Genomic DNA, 16,191 nt, shown 5'->3' on the forward strand with positions numbered 1-16,191 from the left:
TAGAGCGCTACCTTGACACGGTAGAGGTCACAGGTTCGAATCCTGTATCGCCCACACGCATTCCCGCAGGTCGGGGCCGTCGAACGGTCCCGGCCCGCGGTCGTTTGGGCCCATTGATGGAGACATGGAGGAGACGATCTTCCTCCGGCACCATCACGAGGCGCTTCTTGTATCCAGGGCACGGTAGTACTCACCGACCCGTGGAACCGTCTCCATGAGCCGCTCGCGCTCCCCCGGTTGCAGCGCCTGAAGGCCCTGGCGCCAGCGCTCCTCCAGGACCTCGCGGACCTTCTTCTTCATCGGCGGGGTCACGGCCGAGCAGCCCGGGCCGCCTCGGGCACCCCGTCCTCCGACGGCCAGGTGCGATGGGTGTGGCGCCCCTCATTGAAGGTGAACCCCGGCAGGAGGGGCGATGTGCGGGATGGCCTGAACTCATTGCACGGGCTCGCGGTGGTCGTCGAAGGCGGCCAACAATCGGCGCAGTAGCCGCAGGTCGCCCTCGACCGTCACGACTTCGCTCCGGATGGCATCGTCGAGTTCGCGTCGGTCGAACACGAGGTCCTGCACGGTGCGCACGGTGGAGGTCAGGGTGGCATCAGCGGGCGCGTCGTCGCGGATCGCATCAAGTCCGTCCTCGTCGACCGTGAGGAGGAATGCGTCGCCGGGCAGGAGGAGTCCGACGGTCCCGCGCAGCGATCCGGCCGCGGCGGGATCGAAGGTGGTGCGAAGCGCCACGATCAGGGCGTCCGGGCTGAGTTCCTCGGCCGAACCCGGCTGCGGCGTCATCGGACCGCCCCAACGTCCAAGTGCCAGCAGGACCGGCTCGAGGGCGCGACCGCGGTCGGTGAGCTCATAGATCTGCCCGGATGCCGGGGGGAGGGCGCGACGCCTCGCCAACACACCGGAATCCTCAAGATCGCGCAGTCTCTGTGTCAGTACGTTCTGGCTCACGCCGGGCAATCCACGGTGCAGGTCCGCGAACCGCTTGGGCCCGAAGAGCAGCTCGCGCACCACGAGCAGGGCCCAGCGCTCGCCGACCACGTCGAGCGCTCTGGCGATGCCGCACAGGTCCCGGTAGCTCCGCATGCCCAGATCGTACCTTGCTTTCCGCACCGATTACTCCTAATTTAGGAGCACAATGACCCGGGGGGATCCTGATGGCGCATACCTACTCGGCCGACGGCACATCGATCGGCTACCAGCGGCTCAGCGACGAGGGGCCTGCACTGGTCCTCGTCGGGGGCGGCCTGGACGACGGCACGGAGAACCGTCCACTCGGCGAGCACCTGGCTGAGAACTTCGCCGTCGTGAACTACCGGCGTCGCGGCCGCGGCGACAGCGGCGACGGACGGCCCTACGCCATCGATCGCGAGGTCGAAGACCTCGCAGCGGTGATCGACGCGGCCGGAGGGCGAGCGCACGTGTTCGGGGCGTCGACCGGAGGGGCACTCGCGCTCGAGGCCGCCGCCGCGGGACTCGCCGTCGACCGGATCGCCGTCCACGAGGTGCCGTACCAGGTGGACACCTCGATGATCGCCGCCTGGCGGGCATACAGGGTCGAGCTCGACGCCGCCCTGGACGCCGGTGACCGCGACCAGGCGCTGAGGCTGTTCATGCGACTGGCCGGATCCACCGATGAGGCCATCGCGGGCGCAGAGGCCGCCCCGGTGTGGCCCGCGCTCCGCGCACTGGCGCCGACACTGCGCTACGACGCAGCATGCCTCGGCGACGGTCCGCCGCCCGAGGACCGTCTCGCGAGAGTGCGGCAGCCGGTGCTCCTGACGACCGGCATCGCGGTCGACCCGCCGATGGCCGGGCTTCCCGCCGACTTCTTCGCCGCGGCGGCGGACGCCGCGGCGAGCGCACTGCCGAATGCCCGACGGGACACCCTCCCGGTCGAGGGCCACGTGGCCGATCCGGCGGTACTGGGTCCCATCCTCAGCGCCTTCTTCGCCGGCCGGTGAATCGGAACCGGTGAACTGCGACCGGTTCGGCGCACAGCGGGCGGGCGTCAGTCGCCCCGCGGGACCAGGGGCACCCGCGGAGCCGCGTTCTCAGGGTCGTCTCCGGAGAAGTGGTTCATGATGCGGCGCAGCGTGCTCCGAGGGCCGGCGCGGAGTTCCGCGTCGGCCACGCCGGGCCCATGGGACGGAGCGGTGCTGGCGGCCGAATGCGCCGTCACCGCCCCGCCCGCCGCGACGGCGGACTGAGCCGCGGCGGCGGATCGCCGCCCTTCGCCGTCCTCCGATCTCAGACCGGGATCGAGAGGGGTTCTCGATCCGCTTCACGAACACCGCGACCCACTGGGCGGCGAGCGCCCCGTCGAGCACCCGGGGGCAGGGATCCGGAAATTCGATGAGCCTCGCGGAAATATCTGCTTAGGAAGATACTGTTACTACAGGCAACGATCCGCAGGACGCGGATCCCCTCACCGGGAGGCTCACACCCCATGAAGCTCGTCTACGTCTTCGACGCCTACTGCGGATGGTCGTACGGTTTCGCGCCCACCCTGGCCGAGGTCGTCCGGCGCCACCCCGGCCTGGAGGTCGACGTGGTCTCCGGGGGCCTGTTCACCGGCCCGCGCCGCGTCCCGATCAGGGAGTTCGGATACGTCCAGGGCGCCAACGCCAAGATCACCGAGCTGACCGGGGCGCCGTTCGGCGCCGGTTACGCGCGGCTGATCGCGGACGGCTCGTTCGTCATGGACTCCGAGGCCGCCGCCCGGGGCGTGGCGGCGCTGAGGCGGATCGCGCCCGACCGCGCCGTCGAACTGGCCGCCGCGCTGCAGCACGTGTTCTACGTGGACGGTCTGAGCCTGTCCGACCCGGCGACCTACCGCACGGTCGCCGAGGCGAACGGCCTGGATCCGGACGCCGTCGCCGAGGCGTTCTCCGCACCGGAGTCGGCCGCCGAGGCCGAGGCCGACTTCGGGAGGTCGGCCGCACTCGGGGTCGACGCCTTCCCCACCCTGCTGGCACTCGACGGCGGCCGCGCGGCACGACTCGCCGTCGGGCACGCCGATGCCGACGAAATCGACCGGCGCCTGGCTACATTTGCATCCGCATCCTAACGCCTGACCTGCGACGTTCCGTCCCGGAGCCTCGTCCCGGCGCTTCCCGGCACTCTGTCCGGACGCCGTCTCCGACTCCTCCACTTCTCTTCCCGTACGAGCCGCAACTCCCCACGAAAGGCCACACCATGAGCACGCTCGACTACAAGGTCCTCGACCTGAACTTCCCGGCCGGTTCCAAGAACAAGACCGCCACCCTGATCACCGGCGAGGAGCAGGCGTTCCTCATCGACACCGGATTCACCCGCGCCGACGGCCACCGGCTGGTCGCCGAGGTGCTCGACTCCGGCAAGGAGCTGACCAAGGTCTTCATCAGCCACGGCGACCCCGACTTCTACTGGGGCGCCGAGGCGGTCGCCGACGCCTTCCCCCAGGCCGAGATCGTCGCCACCGCGCCGGTGATCGAGCACATCGAGAAGACCTACCAGGGCAAGCTCAAGGCCTGGGAGGGCGTGGGCGCCAACCGCCCCACCCGCCTGGTCCCGATGGCCGAGCTGACCGGCGACATCACGTTCGAGGGCCACGTGTTCCGGCTCAAGGGCGGCCACCCGGACCTGCCCGACCGCCACTACCTGTGGCAGCAGGACCAGCGGGCGGTCGTCGGCGGCGTGCTGCTCTTCCAGGACGAGCACGTCTGGGTCGCCGACACCGCCGCCCCCCGCGACCGCGCCGCGTGGATCGCGGTGCTCGACGAGATGGCGGCCCTCGACCCCGCCTTCGCGGTCCCCGGCCACCGGCTGCCGACCGACACCCTCGACGCGGGCCCCATCGCCTACACCCGCGACTACCTCACCGCTCTCGAGGCCGAGATCGACAAGGCCGACAGCGGCGAGGCGCTGACCGAGGCGATGGTCGCCCTGTACCCGCAGGCGGGCATGCTCATCGCGGCCCAGCTCGGGGCCAAGGTCGTCAAGGGCGAGATGGCCTGGGGGTGACCCGCCCCTCCCGCGGTCCCACCCCGCACGATCCCGGCCGCACCCGCCCCGAAAGGACACCGCCATGACCGAGCCTTCCGACTTCGCGACCTCCACCGCCCCCGCCGACGTGGTCCGGCGCCAGTACATCGCCTCCGCCGACGGCGACCTCGAAGCCCTGCGCGCCACGCTGGCCCCCGACGTGGAGTGGACCGAGATGGCGGGCTTCCCGCTGGCCGGTACCTACCGCACCCCCGAGGGCGTCACCTCCAATGTCATGGAACGGCTGGGCGAGGAGTGGGACGGGTGGGCGGCCCATGACGACACCTACGTCGTCGACGGCGAGAACGTCGTCGTCCTGGCCCGCTACACGGCGACCAACAAGGCCACCGGCAAGGACATCGACGTCCGCGTCGCCCACCACTTCATCGTCCGCGGCGGGCGCATCGTGCGTTTCGAGCAGTTCACGGACACCGCCAAGGTCCGCGAGGCGATGGAGACCTGATCCGCGGGGGCGCGCCGCGCCCGGCGAGCAGCCCCGGCCGTTCCGGCCGGGCGGCTCACAGGGGGAGGACGTTCCAGGCGGTCAGGAGGAGGGCGGCGCCCAGGCCGAGGTCGAGTACGAAGCAGGCCTCGGTGAGGGAACGGCTGACCACCTTGTCGCGGATGAAGTGCGCCGCGTCCCAGGCGGCGTGCCCGAGGGCGGCGAACGCCGCCAGGTACAGGGCCGCCAGCGGGCCCGAGTACATGGCGGTCAGCGCGATGGCGCTGAACACCGCGAAGGCCAGCGCCTGCACCCCGACCTCCCGGCGGTCGGCACCGGACCCGCGGAGGAACCCGAAGACGGCGAACCCCGCGCCCATGACCAGGAGTGTGGTGGTCGGATCCAGGCCGGTGATCGCGGCGAGGGTGACGGCGGCCGAGCCGACCGCCACCATCACCCAGCCGCTGCGGCGTGATCCGAGGGCGCCGGCGGCCAGGTAGCACATCGCGGCCAGGATGATGATCATCGCGGTGGTGTGGGAGTCGCTTCCGCCGGAGGTGTCGGCGATCAGCGCGAGCAGGCCGACGACGGAGGGCCAGCGCGCGAGCAGGTGGCGGCCGATGCCGGCGCGGTGGCCGGACCCGTGGTGGTCCGCGGTCTCATGGGGCGGTGTCGTGTGTTCCATGCATGGAGCCTCGCCCCGGAGCGTGCCCGGTGGACCCGTGCGACCTGTCACGGGAATCCTGTGCACCCCGCCCTGCTCCCCGGAGGGGCCGGGGTCAGAGCCATCCGTTCTCCAGGGCGATCCGGTAGGCGTCGGCGCGGGTATCGGCCCCGAGCTTGCGGGTGGCGGCCGCGAGGTAATTGCGCACCGTGCCCTGCGACAGGAACAGTGCGCGGGCGACCTCGCGGATCGGACGGTCCCCCTGGGCAGCCGAGAGGACCTCGGTCTCGCGGGGCGTCAGCGGCGAGGGCGGCGCCGTCAGCGCGTCCGCCGCCAGCACGGGATCGACGTACCTCTGCCCCTTGTGCACGCGCCGGACGACGTCGGCCAGCGCGGTCCCGGGTGCCCCCTTCGCGAGGAAGCCGCGGGCGCCGGAAGACAGGGCCTGGCGCAGGACGTAGGGGCGGCCGTGCCCGGTGAGGATCACCCCGGCGCAATCGGGCAGCGCGCGGCCCAGTTCGGTGATGACGCCCAGCCCGTCCAGCCTCGGCATCTGCAGGTCGATGACCGCGACGTCGGGGCGGTGCGCCAGTGCCTGCTCTACGGCGCCCCGCCCATCGTCGGCGGTGGCGACCACGTCGATGTCGGGTTCGCGGTCCAGCAGACCCGCCAGAGCGTCCCGGATCAGTTCGTCGTCCTCGGCGAGGAGGACCCGGATCGCGGGGCTCATGGCGCGATCCGATCGGCCGCAGCGTCGATCCGCAGTTCGAATCGGCCCTCGCCGTCCCGGCCGGCGGCCAGCCGGGCGCCGGCCGCAGAGCACCGCGCGGACAGCGACGCCAGGCCCGTGCCGCCGGACGCCGCGCCGCTCCGGCGGTCGGGGACGCCGTCGTTCACGATCACCAGCCGGACCGGTGAGGCCCGGCCGGAGAGGGTGATCGACACGTGCCGGGCCTCGCTGTGGCGCAGCACGTTGGTGACCGCTTCGCGGACGACCGCGGCCATCAGGCGCGACAGCGCCTCCGGCAGCGCCGCGACGGCGTTCTCGTCGGCGTCGATCGCGGTCTCGATCCCCGCCGAGTCGAGCACGAGCCCGGCGGCGTCGAGCTGCGCGGCGAGGTCGGCGACCGTATCGCCGTGCACGGCCCGGCGGGCCTCGGCCAGCGTCTCGGCGGCGAGCCTGCGGATCCCGTCGCACTCCTCGGCGGTCCGCTCCGGGTGGGGTACGGCGAGTTCGGCGGCCAGCTCGGCCTTGAGCGCGATGACGCCGAGGCGGTGCCCGAGCACGTCGTGCAGCTCGCGGCTGACCCGCAGCCGCTCCTCGGCGATCGCCAGCTCCGCTCGGACCTCGCGGCCCTCCTGCGCCGCCCGCAGCAGGCGCAGCAGCCAGACGAGCACCTGGCACATGAGCCACACCGCCGCCGCGCAGCCGAACGCCGTCAGGAGGTTCTCGGTGACCGAACCGTGGATCGCGCCGCCGATACCGGCCGCGAGCCCCAGCGCGACCGCCGCGACGGCGCCCGCCCGCCAGGACACGAGCGCACTCGCGGCGATCGCGAAGCCCGCCGCCCACGCCCATGGCACCTCTCCGCGCTCGGCCCAGGCGTACAGGGGCGGCCACAGGGCCAGCGAGACCGCCAGCAGCAGCACGACCGACCACGGCCCGGAACCGGCGGGCGGCGCCGGACTCACCGCCACCCACAGCGCCAGGAGCAAGGCGGTACCGAACGCGCACAGGAGCACGACGAACAGCACGGACGCCGGAACGGAGGGGGGTTCCGCCATCGACGGCGGGATGACCAGCGCCCACGCGAAGCCGGCCATCAGCACGCCCAGCACGATCATCCGCGGACTCGGCCGCCTCAACGACTCGAAACGGGGGCCCTCCTCCGCCCTGGCCTTCGTCGGAACCATGGTCACCTGGGCCTTCGTCTCGTGCCGGGAGAACGACCGCGCTCACCACCGGGCCGCCCCCTGCACGCCGACCGGTGTTGCCGCCGGGCGATCCCGATCCGATGCGCACAGCGGTTCGACGATCCCGGCACAGCTCACTATGCCCGCTGATCCTTCCTCGCGGCGAGGGGCGCAGAGCCCATGCGCACCTCGTCCGGTCGGCAGGCGGCTCCGGGGGGCCGTCGGCCCGGAACACCGTTTTCCATACGCCGGCGATATCCCCTCGCTCCTACGATCGAGACCATGCGTGTGCTGGTCGTCGAAGACGAGCCCTACATGGCGGAGGCGATCCGTGACGGACTGCGCCTGGAGGCGATCGCGGCCGACGTCGCCGGGGACGGCGACACCGCCCTGGAGATGCTGGGCACCAACGCCTACGACATCGCCGTCCTCGACCGCGACATCCCCGGGCCCTCCGGTGACGAGGTCGCCGAGCGCATCGTCGCCTCGGGCAGCGGCATGCCGATCCTGATGCTCACCGCCGCGGACCGGCTGTCCGACAAGGCCTCCGGGTTCGAACTCGGCGCCGACGACTACCTGACCAAACCCTTCGAGCTGCAGGAACTCGTGCTCCGGCTCAGGGCCCTCGACCGCAGGCGCGGCCACAGCAGGCCGCCGGTGCGCGAACTCGCCGGGCTGCGGCTGGACCCGTTCCGCCGCGAGGTCTACCGGGACGGCCGCTACGTCGCGCTCACCCGCAAGCAGTTCGCCGTGCTCGACGTCCTCATGGCCGCCGAAGGCGGTGTCATCAGCGCCGAGGAGCTCCTGGAACGGGCGTGGGACGAGAACGCCGACCCGTTCACCAACGCCGTGCGCATCACCGTCTCCGCGCTGCGCAAGCGGCTCGGCGAACCGTGGCTGATCTCCACCGTGCCCGGCGTCGGCTACCGCATCGACACGGGCCCCGGGGACGGGGCCCAGGGCGGGGCCGGGGGCGCGGGAGGAGCCCGTGCGTAGGGCCCCGGGGTTGAGCGTCCGCCTCAAGCTCACCTTCAGCTACGCCGGCTTCCTCATGGTGGCCGGCACCGTGCTGATCGGGGCGTTCGCCGTGTTCCTGAGCGACTACCGGGAGCGGGCGCAGGACGCCGGGCAGGTCGTGATCGCGCCCACGGGGACCGAGCTCCTGCGCGACTTCGCGCCCGCGGCCGCCGCCGCGCTCGTGTTCCTGCTGGTGTTCGGGCTCGCCGGAGGGTGGCTCCTCGCCGGGCGGATGCTGGCGCCGATGACCCGCATCACCGACGCCACGCGCACGGCCGCGCGGGGGTCGCTCTCCCACCGGATCGAGCTGGAGGGGCGCCACGACGAGTTCCGCGAGCTCGCCGACGCCTTCGACGGCATGCTCGCCCGGCTCGAGGCGCACGTCGCCGAACAGCAGCGCTTCGCGGCCAACGCCTCCCACGAGCTCCGGACCCCGCTCGCGATCACCCGGACCCTCCTCGACCTGGCCCGGAGCGATCCGAGCCGGGAGGACAGCGTGATCGACGAGCGCCTCCGTGCCGTCAACGCCCGGGCGATCGACCTCACCGAGGCGCTGCTCCTGCTCAGCCGCACCGACCGGCGCTCCTTCGCCCGGGAGGAGGTCGACCTGTCCCTCATCGCGGAGGAGGCCGCCGAAACGCTCCTCCCTCTCGCCGAGAAGAACGGTGTCGCGGTCGAGACCTCCGGGGAGATCGCGCCGGCCGTGGGGTCGCAGGCGCTCCTGCTGCAATTGACCACGAACCTCCTGCACAACGCGATCGTCCACAACCTGCCCGAGCACGGCACCGTCCGGATCGACACCGCCGTCGACCGCGACGGCGCCGTGCTCACGGTCGAGAACACCGGCGAACGGCTCAGCCCGCAGGTGGTCTCCACCCTGACCGAGCCGTTCCAGCGCGGCACCGGACGCGTCCGCGGCGACCATGCGGGCGCCGGCCTCGGCCTGGCGATCGCCGAGAGCATCGCCCGAGCGCACGACGGAACGCTCTCACTCGTCCCGCGCACCGGCGGCGGGCTCCGCGTCACGGTCAGGCTCCCCGCGTCGGCTCGGCAGCTCCCGTAGGAACCGGGAGGACACACCGGCGCGGCGGGTGCGGCCGTCGCCGCCCGGTGTCCTCCTGACCAGGATCCCCCGGTCCGCGTGGAACCGCTCGAACACGTCGAGGGGCAGCGATACCGAGTCCGAATTGTGGGAGTAGCCCGACGGGTTGTGGAACCGCACCGTCCCGTCCTCGACCGCGTAGACCAGCACGAGGTGGCCTCCTCGTTGCGGGCCGCGGGTGTCCGGGTCGCGGATCTCGGGCGACACCGAAGCGATCATGACCTGCCCGGGCCGCACCTTCCGGCCGGATTCGCGCAAGGGCGTGTGCTCGACCAGTTCGCAGTGGAATCCGAACCGCGACCCGACCCAGGCCATGAACGGCCGGTAGATGAGTCCGTGGACCTCTCCGGAGGGCTTGACCGTGTAGCAGCCCCGGTCGAGGGCCTGCGAGAGGAGTTCGCCCATCGGCATCCGGATGTCGGTCCAGCCGTGGAGCAGCGATTGAAGGCACGCCAGGCCGCAGACCTTGCGGGACCAGAACAGGTACTCCTCGCTCGACCGGTATCCGTCGGACGCCCAGTCGTGCAGTCGCGACGGATCGGTGCCGCCGAGGAAGACCTCCAGCCGCGCCGGGTCGGTGCGCCGCATCACGACCTCGTCGTTGCGTTCCAGGGTCCCCCACTGCGAGACGCAGCGAAGGCGCCGATCACGTGACGGGAAAGTCGAAGTAGGCATCGGGATGGGGCTCGTCTCTCAGCGTGTAGTGCCACCATTCGCGGTCGTACCGGTCGAATCCGCAGTCCTCCATGAGGGAGCGGAGCAGTTCGCGGTTCCGGGACTCGGCCGGCGTGATCCCCGGGGCCCCGTGGTGGGAGACGGGGTCCATGAGGTCGTGGCGGCCGCCCATGGGGGCGAGTTCGCCGGTGGAGAGGTGGTAGAGCGTCAGGTCGACGGCGCCGCCCCTGGTGTGGCCCGACTTCGCGGCCACGTATCCGTGCCCGACCATCCCGGCCCGGTCGATGTTCGGGTAGTGCCGGGCCTTCGTCCGGCCGTCCTCGGGCTGTTCGGACCAGCGCAGGAAGCGGTCGACGGCGCGCTGGGGGCGGTACCCGTCCCACAGGAGCAGCCCGAACCCGAGGGAGGCCGCCTTGTCGCGGGCCTGCTCCAGGGCCGCGCACAGGGCCCAGGTCCCGACGATGCGGTTCGCCAGGTACCCGTCGACGGGTCTGCCGGTGAAGTTGTCCCAGGTGGCGTACTTGGCGTCCCAGCGGATGCCCGGGACCCGCTCATCGACGTAGGCGAAGCCGTCGTTCATGGCCGCTTCCCGTGCAGTGCCGTCAGGACGAGCCGGTCGACCACGTCGGAGAGCGCCAGTCCCGCGGCGGCCATCATCCGCGGGTAGCGGCTGTAGGAGGTCAGGCCGGGCAGGGTGTTGACCTCGTTGAGGACGACCCGCCCGTCGTCGGTGAGGAACATGTCGACGCGGGCGAGCCCCGTGCAGCCCAGGGCGCGGTAGACGGTGGTCGCGGCCTCCTGGACGGCCCGGCGCGACGCGTCGGGGATGTCTGCGGGAACGATGAAGGTCGCGTTCTCCGACCCGGTCTCCGGGGAGTCCTCCTGGTGGATCCTGAAGAACCCGTGGGAGAGGTCGACCCGGTCCACCTCGCCGACGGTCAGGCCGAAGGGGTCCTCCAGGACGGCGCAGCCGATCTCGCTGCCGGCCACGGCCTCCTCGATCAGGACCTTCGTGTCGTACTGCCGCGCCGCGCCCAGCGCGGCCGGCAGTTCCTCCTCCCGGTCGACCTTGCCGACGCCGAACGAGGAGCCCGAGCGGGCGGGCTTCACGAAGACGGGGTACCGGAGGCGGTCGGGGTCGACCTTCCCGTTCTCCTCGACCACCTGGAAGGGCGGGGTCTCGATCCCCGCGTTCCTGGCGGCGGTGTAGGCGAGGGACTTGTCCATGCACACGGCGGAGGCCCCGATGCCGCAGCCGATGTACGGGATACCGGAGAGCTCCAACAGCCCCTGGACCGCGCCGTCCTCGCCGAACCTGCCGTGGAGTACGGGGAGGACGATGTCGAGGCGCACCGTCTCGTACCCGTCCGGCCCCATGACCAGCAGGCCGTGCACCCTCCGGTCCGGCGACAACGTCACAGGACGGGCGCCGCCGTTCTCCCAGCCCGGGGCGGGACCGCCGTCGCAGAGCCTCCACTCGCCGCCGGCGGTGATGCCGATCCAGAACGGCTCGTACTTCCCGGGGTCGAGGTTCCTCTCCACCTCACGCGCCGACTTCACGGAGACGGGGTGCTCCTCGGAGGCGCCGCCGAAGAGGATTCCGACCTTCAACCTGCTCATTCTTTTCTCCCGTTCTCGAATTCCAGGCAGCCGAGGAGGCTGTTCTCGACGATGTCCCTCAGGGCGTGTTCCGTGTCATAGGCGGAATGCGGGCTGATCAGCACGTTCGGCAGGCGCTGGAGCCGAGTCAGGGCCTCGTGACCGATCTCCCCGTTCCGGAGGTCGGCGTAGAAGACGCCTTCCTCGCCTTCGATGACGTCCAGTGCCGCACCGCCCAATCGGCCGCTCTCCAATGCCGAAAGGAGGGCGGCGGTGTCGATCAGCGGCCCGCGGCCGGTGTTGACGACGTACGCTCCGGGCTTCATCCGCTCAATGCGGCGGCGGTCGAGAAGATGGCGCGTCTCGGCCGTGAGCGGGGTGTGGAGCGTGACGATGTCGCTCTGCCCGACGAGTTCGTCCAGCGGTACGTGGCCGGCGGCGGCGCGGGAGCGCCTGTCGTGGGTCAGCACACGGCATCCGAAGCCCCGCAGCCGGTGGATCACCGCCGTTCCGATGCGCCCCGTCCCGACCACGCCCACGGTCAGGTCGCGCAGTTCCTTGCCTCGGCTCTCGTTCAGCCGGTAGTCATGGGCATCGGTGCGCCGGACCACGGACTTGGCGTGGCGCACCGCCATCAGCATCAGCATCAGCGTGTAATCGGCCACGCTGTCCGGGGAGTAGGCGACATTGCCCACCGAGATTCCGACGTGCTCGGCGTACTCCAGGTCGATGTGGTCGAACCCGATGCTCCTTGTGGAGATGTACTCCACGCCGGCTCTGCTGAGCGCCAGAAGCGTGGAGTCGGTGACCCGGGTCTTGTGGTTCACGCTGATGCACCGGCCGCCCCGCGCCATTTCCGCATTTCCCTCACAGACGGCCGCCCCGGTGATGGTGGGCGCCAGACCGAGGCGCGCTCCCATCTCCCGGAAAAGGGCGGCTTCGTCCTCACCGCATCCGTAGACCGCGATTCCTGTCGTCGGAACGGGCGGGTGGGACGGCTCGATCACCGATTCGCTGGAGACCATGTCCCCCAGTCAAGACGGCGGGGTGTTGTCAGCCCGTATCGGTTTTTCGATATGCGGACGATAGGCCGCCCCGGCGCCGGGTGGGCCCAGGATCGTCGGCCCCCCTCACTACGGTGCCTGCCATGTCCGATCACAACCCCCCATCCGTGGACGAGGACGTCCTCGTCATGCCGCCGTCCTGGAAGCGCCACCTGCACCCCCGGCGCGGCGGCCGCCCCGGGCCCAAGGCCGAGGCGGCCGGGCCCAGCGAGCCCGAGCTCCGCGCCCCCTACGCCGGCAGGATCGAGCAGGCCCTCTCCCACCACAGGACCGATCCCGCGCTGGCCGCGGCGGCGCGGGCGCACCTCGACGGCCGGGCCACCCCGCTCGGGGCCGCGGCGGTCGCGGCCGTCCCCGAGTCGGAGCTGTACTCCGGCGACATCACGACACGGTTCGTGGACGCCTGGACCACCACCTACGGCCTGCGCTTCGCCGTGCACGCCTTCCTTGAGCGCTGCGACATCGCGAGCAGCCCCACCGGAACCCACAAGAGGGGCCTGGTTCCGATCCGGGACGAGGAGGGCCTACCGGACGAGTACTTCGACGACCACCGGCTGGACGCCCCCGCCAAGCGCCTCCGCGAGCTCCTCGCCGTGGCGCCCGACGACGAGTACCGGGGCGTCGTCGACCTGCTGGCCGGGTTGCGCACGACGCCGAAACGGCGGGTCATCAGCGCCTATCTCGTCCCGACGGAGCAGCACTGGACCGCCGAGTGCTGCGCCCCCGACGCGCCCCCGGTGGCCAAAGAACTCCTCCTGCGCTCCCTGGGCTCCCCCGCCCACCTCGAACTCCTGGGGGCGGCGGGGCGCCTCAGAGCCGTCGACTGCTACCGCATCGAGAACCTGGTCACCCTGGCCGACGGCGTGGGCCCCGCCGTCGCTCCGCACCTGGCCGAGGCGTTCGACACCTTCCGCGACGAGCCCCGGCGCCGAACGTCGATCCTCGAGGTGCTGGGGCGCCTGCCCAGCGACGAGGCGTTCCACCTGATGCTGGAGCGCGTGGACGACCCCAACATGGGGGCCGCGCTGCGCGCGACCATGCGGCTCTACCCGGCGCGCGCCGTCCGCGTCCTGGCGTCGGCCGCGGCCGACGGGAACGCCTCCGCGGCGGAGCTGCTCACCGACCACGTGCGCGCCAACGCCGCCCTGGCCGACCGCCTCCTCCCCGAGCTGTCCGCGGAGGAGCGCGCCACCGTGGTGAAGCTGTCCGACACGGGCCACCGGGTCCCGGAGGCGTCAGCGGACGAGCTGCCGCGGACGCTGGTCGACCCGCCGTGGTCCGGGAGCGGGCGGAAGGCCGGGCCCGCCCCCGGCCCGCTCAAGGGGGTGCCCGTGCCCGACACGCGGACCGTCGAGTGGGCCGACGGGGAGCGCGAGGACTGGCTGCGGACCGAGGTCGCGGTCCCCGGCGCGAACGGCGTCACGCTGGACGCCTCCCCGCCCCCGGTCGAGCGCGACCCCGTGTGGGAGAGGCGGATCGCGAACATCCGGGACGGGGTGGCGGTCGAGCCCGTGGACAAGGAGCTGTACTGGCAGGCCGGGATCCTCACGAGGGGGCCGGAAGAACTGGTCCGGCCCGTGCTGCGCGAATGGCTGCCCGACTGGCGCGCCCAGCGCGGCCTGGGGCACGACGGTCCGTTCAGCCCGAGCAGCTGGCTCCGCCCCCTCGCCGCCCGCTTCGAACTCGACGCGCTTCCGGCCGTGCTGAGCTTCGCACGCGCGCAACCGGTGCGCGGCGTCCCTCTCCTGCTGCCCTTCCTCGACGGCGAGGTCGCGAAGGCCGCGGCCCATTTCCTGCTGAACGTCGAGAAGGCGCAGGAAGCGGCCGCCGAGTGGTTCGACCGGCACGGGGCCGCCGCGATCCCCTACCTGCTCCCGGTCGCCCTGGGCAAGGCGGGGAGGGACCGGACCGCCGCCGAGTACGCGCTGCACCACCTCGCCGACCAGGAGGGCGAGGACGCCGTCACCGAGGCCGCGCGCACCTACGGCGACGGGGCCGTCGACGCGGTGCGGGCCCTGCTGGACGCTCCCCCGCGGCAGCCCAAGGCCACGAAGGTCCCCACACGCCTCGGCGTGGACGCCGAGGTCCTGCCGCAGGTCCTGCTCTCGGGCGGCGAGCGCGCGCTTCCCCTGCCCGCCGTCCGCAATCTGCTCACACTCCTCGCGATCGCCCCGCCGGACGGAGCGGCCCCCGTCCTCGCTCTGGTCCTGGAGGCGTGCGACGGGGATTCGCTGGCCGAGTTCGGGTGGGACCTGTTCCGGCGGTGGCGGGAGAACGGCGCGAAGCCGGCGTACGGCTGGCAGTTCACCGCCCTGGGGCGGCTCGGGGACGACGGGACGGTGCGCCGCCTCGCCCCGCTGATCGGGGCCTGGCCCGGGGAGGGCGGCCACCGGCTCGCGGTCCGCGGGCTCGACGTGCTCGCCCGCATCGGGACCGAGGAGGCGCTGCGGTCGCTGCGCGACATCGCCCGGACGACGCCGTACAAGGCGCTGAAGCGGAAGGCACAGGAGAAGGCCGAGCAGGTCGCGCGGGTGGTCGAACGCTCGGCCCCCGGGACCGGGTAGGACGGCCCGCCGCCGGGGAGCCCCCTCGGCTCTCCGGCGGGGCGCTCCCCCGGTTCTCCGCCGGGGAGCCCTTGCGCTCTCCGGCGGGGCATCCCCTGACTCCCCCGGCGGGGAACCCCCGCTCTCCGCCGGCGCTACACCTCGGCGCGGAGGAGCCGGGTGCGGAACAGGTCCAGCACCTCGTCCAGTGCGGCCCGGGTCGGCTGCCCCGGCTCGTCGACCAGGTGCTCGGTCAGCACGGAGTGCGGCGGGGTGAACGCCTCGGGGGAGGCGTCGGCGTCGTCCAGCTCCACGGCGGTGAACGCCTCGCCGAGCTCCCGGCGCAGCGCCGCGAACCGGTCCCTGGGGACGAGGCGGTCCCCGCGGAACCGCATGCCGATCACCCGCAGGCCGTCGCGCGCGCACCGGTCCTTGACGACGGCGAGCTCCTCGTCGGAGATGTCGGTCGTGGCGCGGCGGCGCGCGGTGACCGGGAGCGGGAGCGACGGCTGGGAGAGCACCGGGGCGAGCAGCCGCTCGTCGGTGGCCATCGCCAGCGCGAAACCGCCGGTGAGGCACATCCCGACCGCTCCGACGCCGGGCCCGCCGCACCGCTCGTGCTCGTCGGCGGCCAGCGCCCGCAGCCAGGTGACGACCGGGGAGCTGCGCCCGGTGGCGAGCAGGGTGAACTCCCGGCTCACGCACACCTTCGCGAAGGTCGACGCGAAGTAGGCGCCGGACCGCAGGCGCCCGTGCGCCGCGGGGTCGGGGTCGCGCCCGGGCCGCCCGAACAGCACGGGCAGCACCGCGGTGCAGCCGATGGCGGCCACACGCTCGGCGAACCCCAGCACCTTCGGCGTGATGCCGGGGACCTCGGCCATGACGATGACGGCCGGCCCCTCGCCGCGCCTCAGGACGTCGCGGGTGGCGCCGCCATGGGTGAAGGAGGTGCGCTCGAACCCTGACAGGTCGTGGTCGGCCATGCCCAGCAGTCTGTCCCACGCACCACCCCCGCTGCCAGGCCCTGTCGATTTTCGGGTTCTGACGTTTCAGGCGGGCGGCTGGGCTGGTACCCCGCGTATGGGCCCCAGCCGGGCGGCGAGCCGCCGGGGTGCAGCGTCGAGGGCAGCGACGAGAACAGGCCA

The 16,191-nt window shown here is 72.4% G+C and carries 17 protein-coding genes; 7 read left to right on the forward strand and 10 right to left on the reverse strand.

The features are described 5' to 3' along the window. Positions 1-153: 153 nt before the first annotated feature. Positions 154-300 carry a hypothetical protein gene (locus tag O4J56_RS29130; RefSeq protein WP_270690249.1) on the reverse strand — a complete coding sequence of 49 codons (147 nt, stop codon included), beginning with the start codon at positions 298-300 and terminating at the stop codon, positions 154-156. Positions 301-432: 132 nt separating this feature from the next. Beyond that, on the reverse strand, positions 433-1,086 hold the full coding sequence (locus O4J56_RS29135) for a winged helix-turn-helix transcriptional regulator (RefSeq protein WP_270690250.1): 654 nt from the start codon (positions 1,084-1,086) through the stop codon (positions 433-435). A gap of 71 nt (positions 1,087-1,157) precedes the next feature. Between O4J56_RS29135 and O4J56_RS29140 the strand changes: the two genes are divergently transcribed. The 4 genes from O4J56_RS29140 (at position 1,158) to O4J56_RS29155 (ending at position 4,489) form a co-directional block, all read left to right on the forward strand. Continuing rightward, entirely contained in the window at positions 1,158-1,964 is an 807-nt protein-coding gene (locus O4J56_RS29140) for an alpha/beta fold hydrolase (protein ID WP_270690251.1), read from the forward strand. A 485-nt stretch (positions 1,965-2,449) separates the two neighbouring features. Continuing rightward, positions 2,450-3,070 (forward strand): DsbA family protein, encoded by a 621-nt coding sequence (locus O4J56_RS29145; protein WP_270690252.1) that lies wholly within the window; start codon positions 2,450-2,452, stop codon positions 3,068-3,070. Positions 3,071-3,198: 128 nt separating this feature from the next. Beyond that, positions 3,199-4,005, forward strand: a complete 807-nt coding sequence (locus O4J56_RS29150) for an MBL fold metallo-hydrolase (protein WP_270690254.1) — start codon at positions 3,199-3,201, stop codon at positions 4,003-4,005. A gap of 64 nt (positions 4,006-4,069) precedes the next feature. Beyond that, positions 4,070-4,489: a nuclear transport factor 2 family protein gene (locus O4J56_RS29155; protein WP_270690255.1), complete on the forward strand. Its 420-nt coding sequence runs from the start codon at positions 4,070-4,072 to the stop codon at positions 4,487-4,489. Positions 4,490-4,544: 55 nt separating this feature from the next. Here the strand turns inward: O4J56_RS29155 and O4J56_RS29160 are convergent, their stop codons facing one another. The 3 genes from O4J56_RS29160 to O4J56_RS29170 all read right to left on the reverse strand — a co-directional run bounded on the left by O4J56_RS29160 (position 4,545) and on the right by O4J56_RS29170 (position 6,977). Further along, positions 4,545-5,153, reverse strand: a complete 609-nt coding sequence (locus tag O4J56_RS29160) for a hypothetical protein (protein WP_270690257.1) — start codon at positions 5,151-5,153, stop codon at positions 4,545-4,547. A 94-nt stretch (positions 5,154-5,247) separates the two neighbouring features. Beyond that, complete coding sequence (locus O4J56_RS29165) at positions 5,248-5,862, reverse strand: response regulator transcription factor (protein ID WP_270690258.1); 615 nt, start codon at positions 5,860-5,862, stop codon at positions 5,248-5,250. Next, positions 5,859-6,977 (reverse strand): sensor histidine kinase, encoded by a 1,119-nt coding sequence (locus tag O4J56_RS29170; protein WP_270690259.1) that lies wholly within the window; start codon positions 6,975-6,977, stop codon positions 5,859-5,861. Before O4J56_RS29170 ends, O4J56_RS29165 begins: the two co-directional genes overlap by 4 nt. A gap of 351 nt (positions 6,978-7,328) precedes the next feature. Here O4J56_RS29170 and O4J56_RS29175 point away from each other — a divergent pair, with 351 nt between their 5' ends. Next, the gene (locus O4J56_RS29175) at positions 7,329-8,042 is read left to right on the forward strand and encodes a response regulator transcription factor (RefSeq protein WP_270690261.1); all 714 of its coding nucleotides are present in this window, start codon (positions 7,329-7,331) and stop codon (positions 8,040-8,042) included. Next, positions 8,035-9,126 (forward strand): sensor histidine kinase, encoded by a 1,092-nt coding sequence (locus O4J56_RS29180; RefSeq protein WP_270690262.1) that lies wholly within the window; start codon positions 8,035-8,037, stop codon positions 9,124-9,126. Before O4J56_RS29175 ends, O4J56_RS29180 begins: the two co-directional genes overlap by 8 nt. Here the strand turns inward: O4J56_RS29180 and O4J56_RS29185 are convergent. From O4J56_RS29185 to O4J56_RS29200, 4 genes are read right to left on the reverse strand one after another with little or no spacing between them, the layout of a single operon-like run. After that, a complete protein-coding gene (locus O4J56_RS29185) occupies positions 9,052-9,840 on the reverse strand; it encodes a hypothetical protein (RefSeq protein ID WP_270690263.1) in 789 nt (262 codons plus the stop codon). The two genes, O4J56_RS29180 and O4J56_RS29185, sit on opposite strands and share 75 nt — an antisense overlap. Further along, entirely contained in the window at positions 9,812-10,420 is a 609-nt protein-coding gene (gene vanX / locus O4J56_RS29190) for a D-Ala-D-Ala dipeptidase VanX (RefSeq protein WP_270690264.1), read from the reverse strand. The genes O4J56_RS29185 and vanX overlap by 29 nt, the downstream gene beginning before the upstream one ends. Beyond that, positions 10,417-11,460, reverse strand: a complete 1,044-nt coding sequence (vanA, locus tag O4J56_RS29195) for a D-alanine--(R)-lactate ligase (RefSeq protein WP_270690266.1) — start codon at positions 11,458-11,460, stop codon at positions 10,417-10,419. Before vanA ends, vanX begins: the two co-directional genes overlap by 4 nt. After that, the gene (locus O4J56_RS29200) at positions 11,457-12,464 is read right to left on the reverse strand and encodes a D-isomer specific 2-hydroxyacid dehydrogenase family protein (protein ID WP_270690268.1); all 1,008 of its coding nucleotides are present in this window, start codon (positions 12,462-12,464) and stop codon (positions 11,457-11,459) included. Before O4J56_RS29200 ends, vanA begins: the two co-directional genes overlap by 4 nt. 122 nt (positions 12,465-12,586) lie before the next feature. On the opposite strand from O4J56_RS29200, the gene O4J56_RS29205 reads away from it, so the two are divergent. Beyond that, positions 12,587-15,067 carry a hypothetical protein gene (locus O4J56_RS29205; RefSeq protein WP_270690270.1) on the forward strand — a complete coding sequence of 827 codons (2,481 nt, stop codon included), beginning with the start codon at positions 12,587-12,589 and terminating at the stop codon, positions 15,065-15,067. Between the two features lie 134 nt (positions 15,068-15,201). Here the strand turns inward: O4J56_RS29205 and O4J56_RS29210 are convergent, their stop codons facing one another. Continuing rightward, positions 15,202-16,029 (reverse strand): dienelactone hydrolase family protein, encoded by an 828-nt coding sequence (locus O4J56_RS29210; protein ID WP_270690272.1) that lies wholly within the window; start codon positions 16,027-16,029, stop codon positions 15,202-15,204. Positions 16,030-16,191 lie beyond the last annotated feature (162 nt).

Source organism: Nocardiopsis endophytica (genome assembly GCF_027706725.1).
Classification (GTDB): Bacteria; Actinomycetota; Actinomycetes; order Streptosporangiales; family Streptosporangiaceae; genus Nocardiopsis_A; species Nocardiopsis_A endophytica.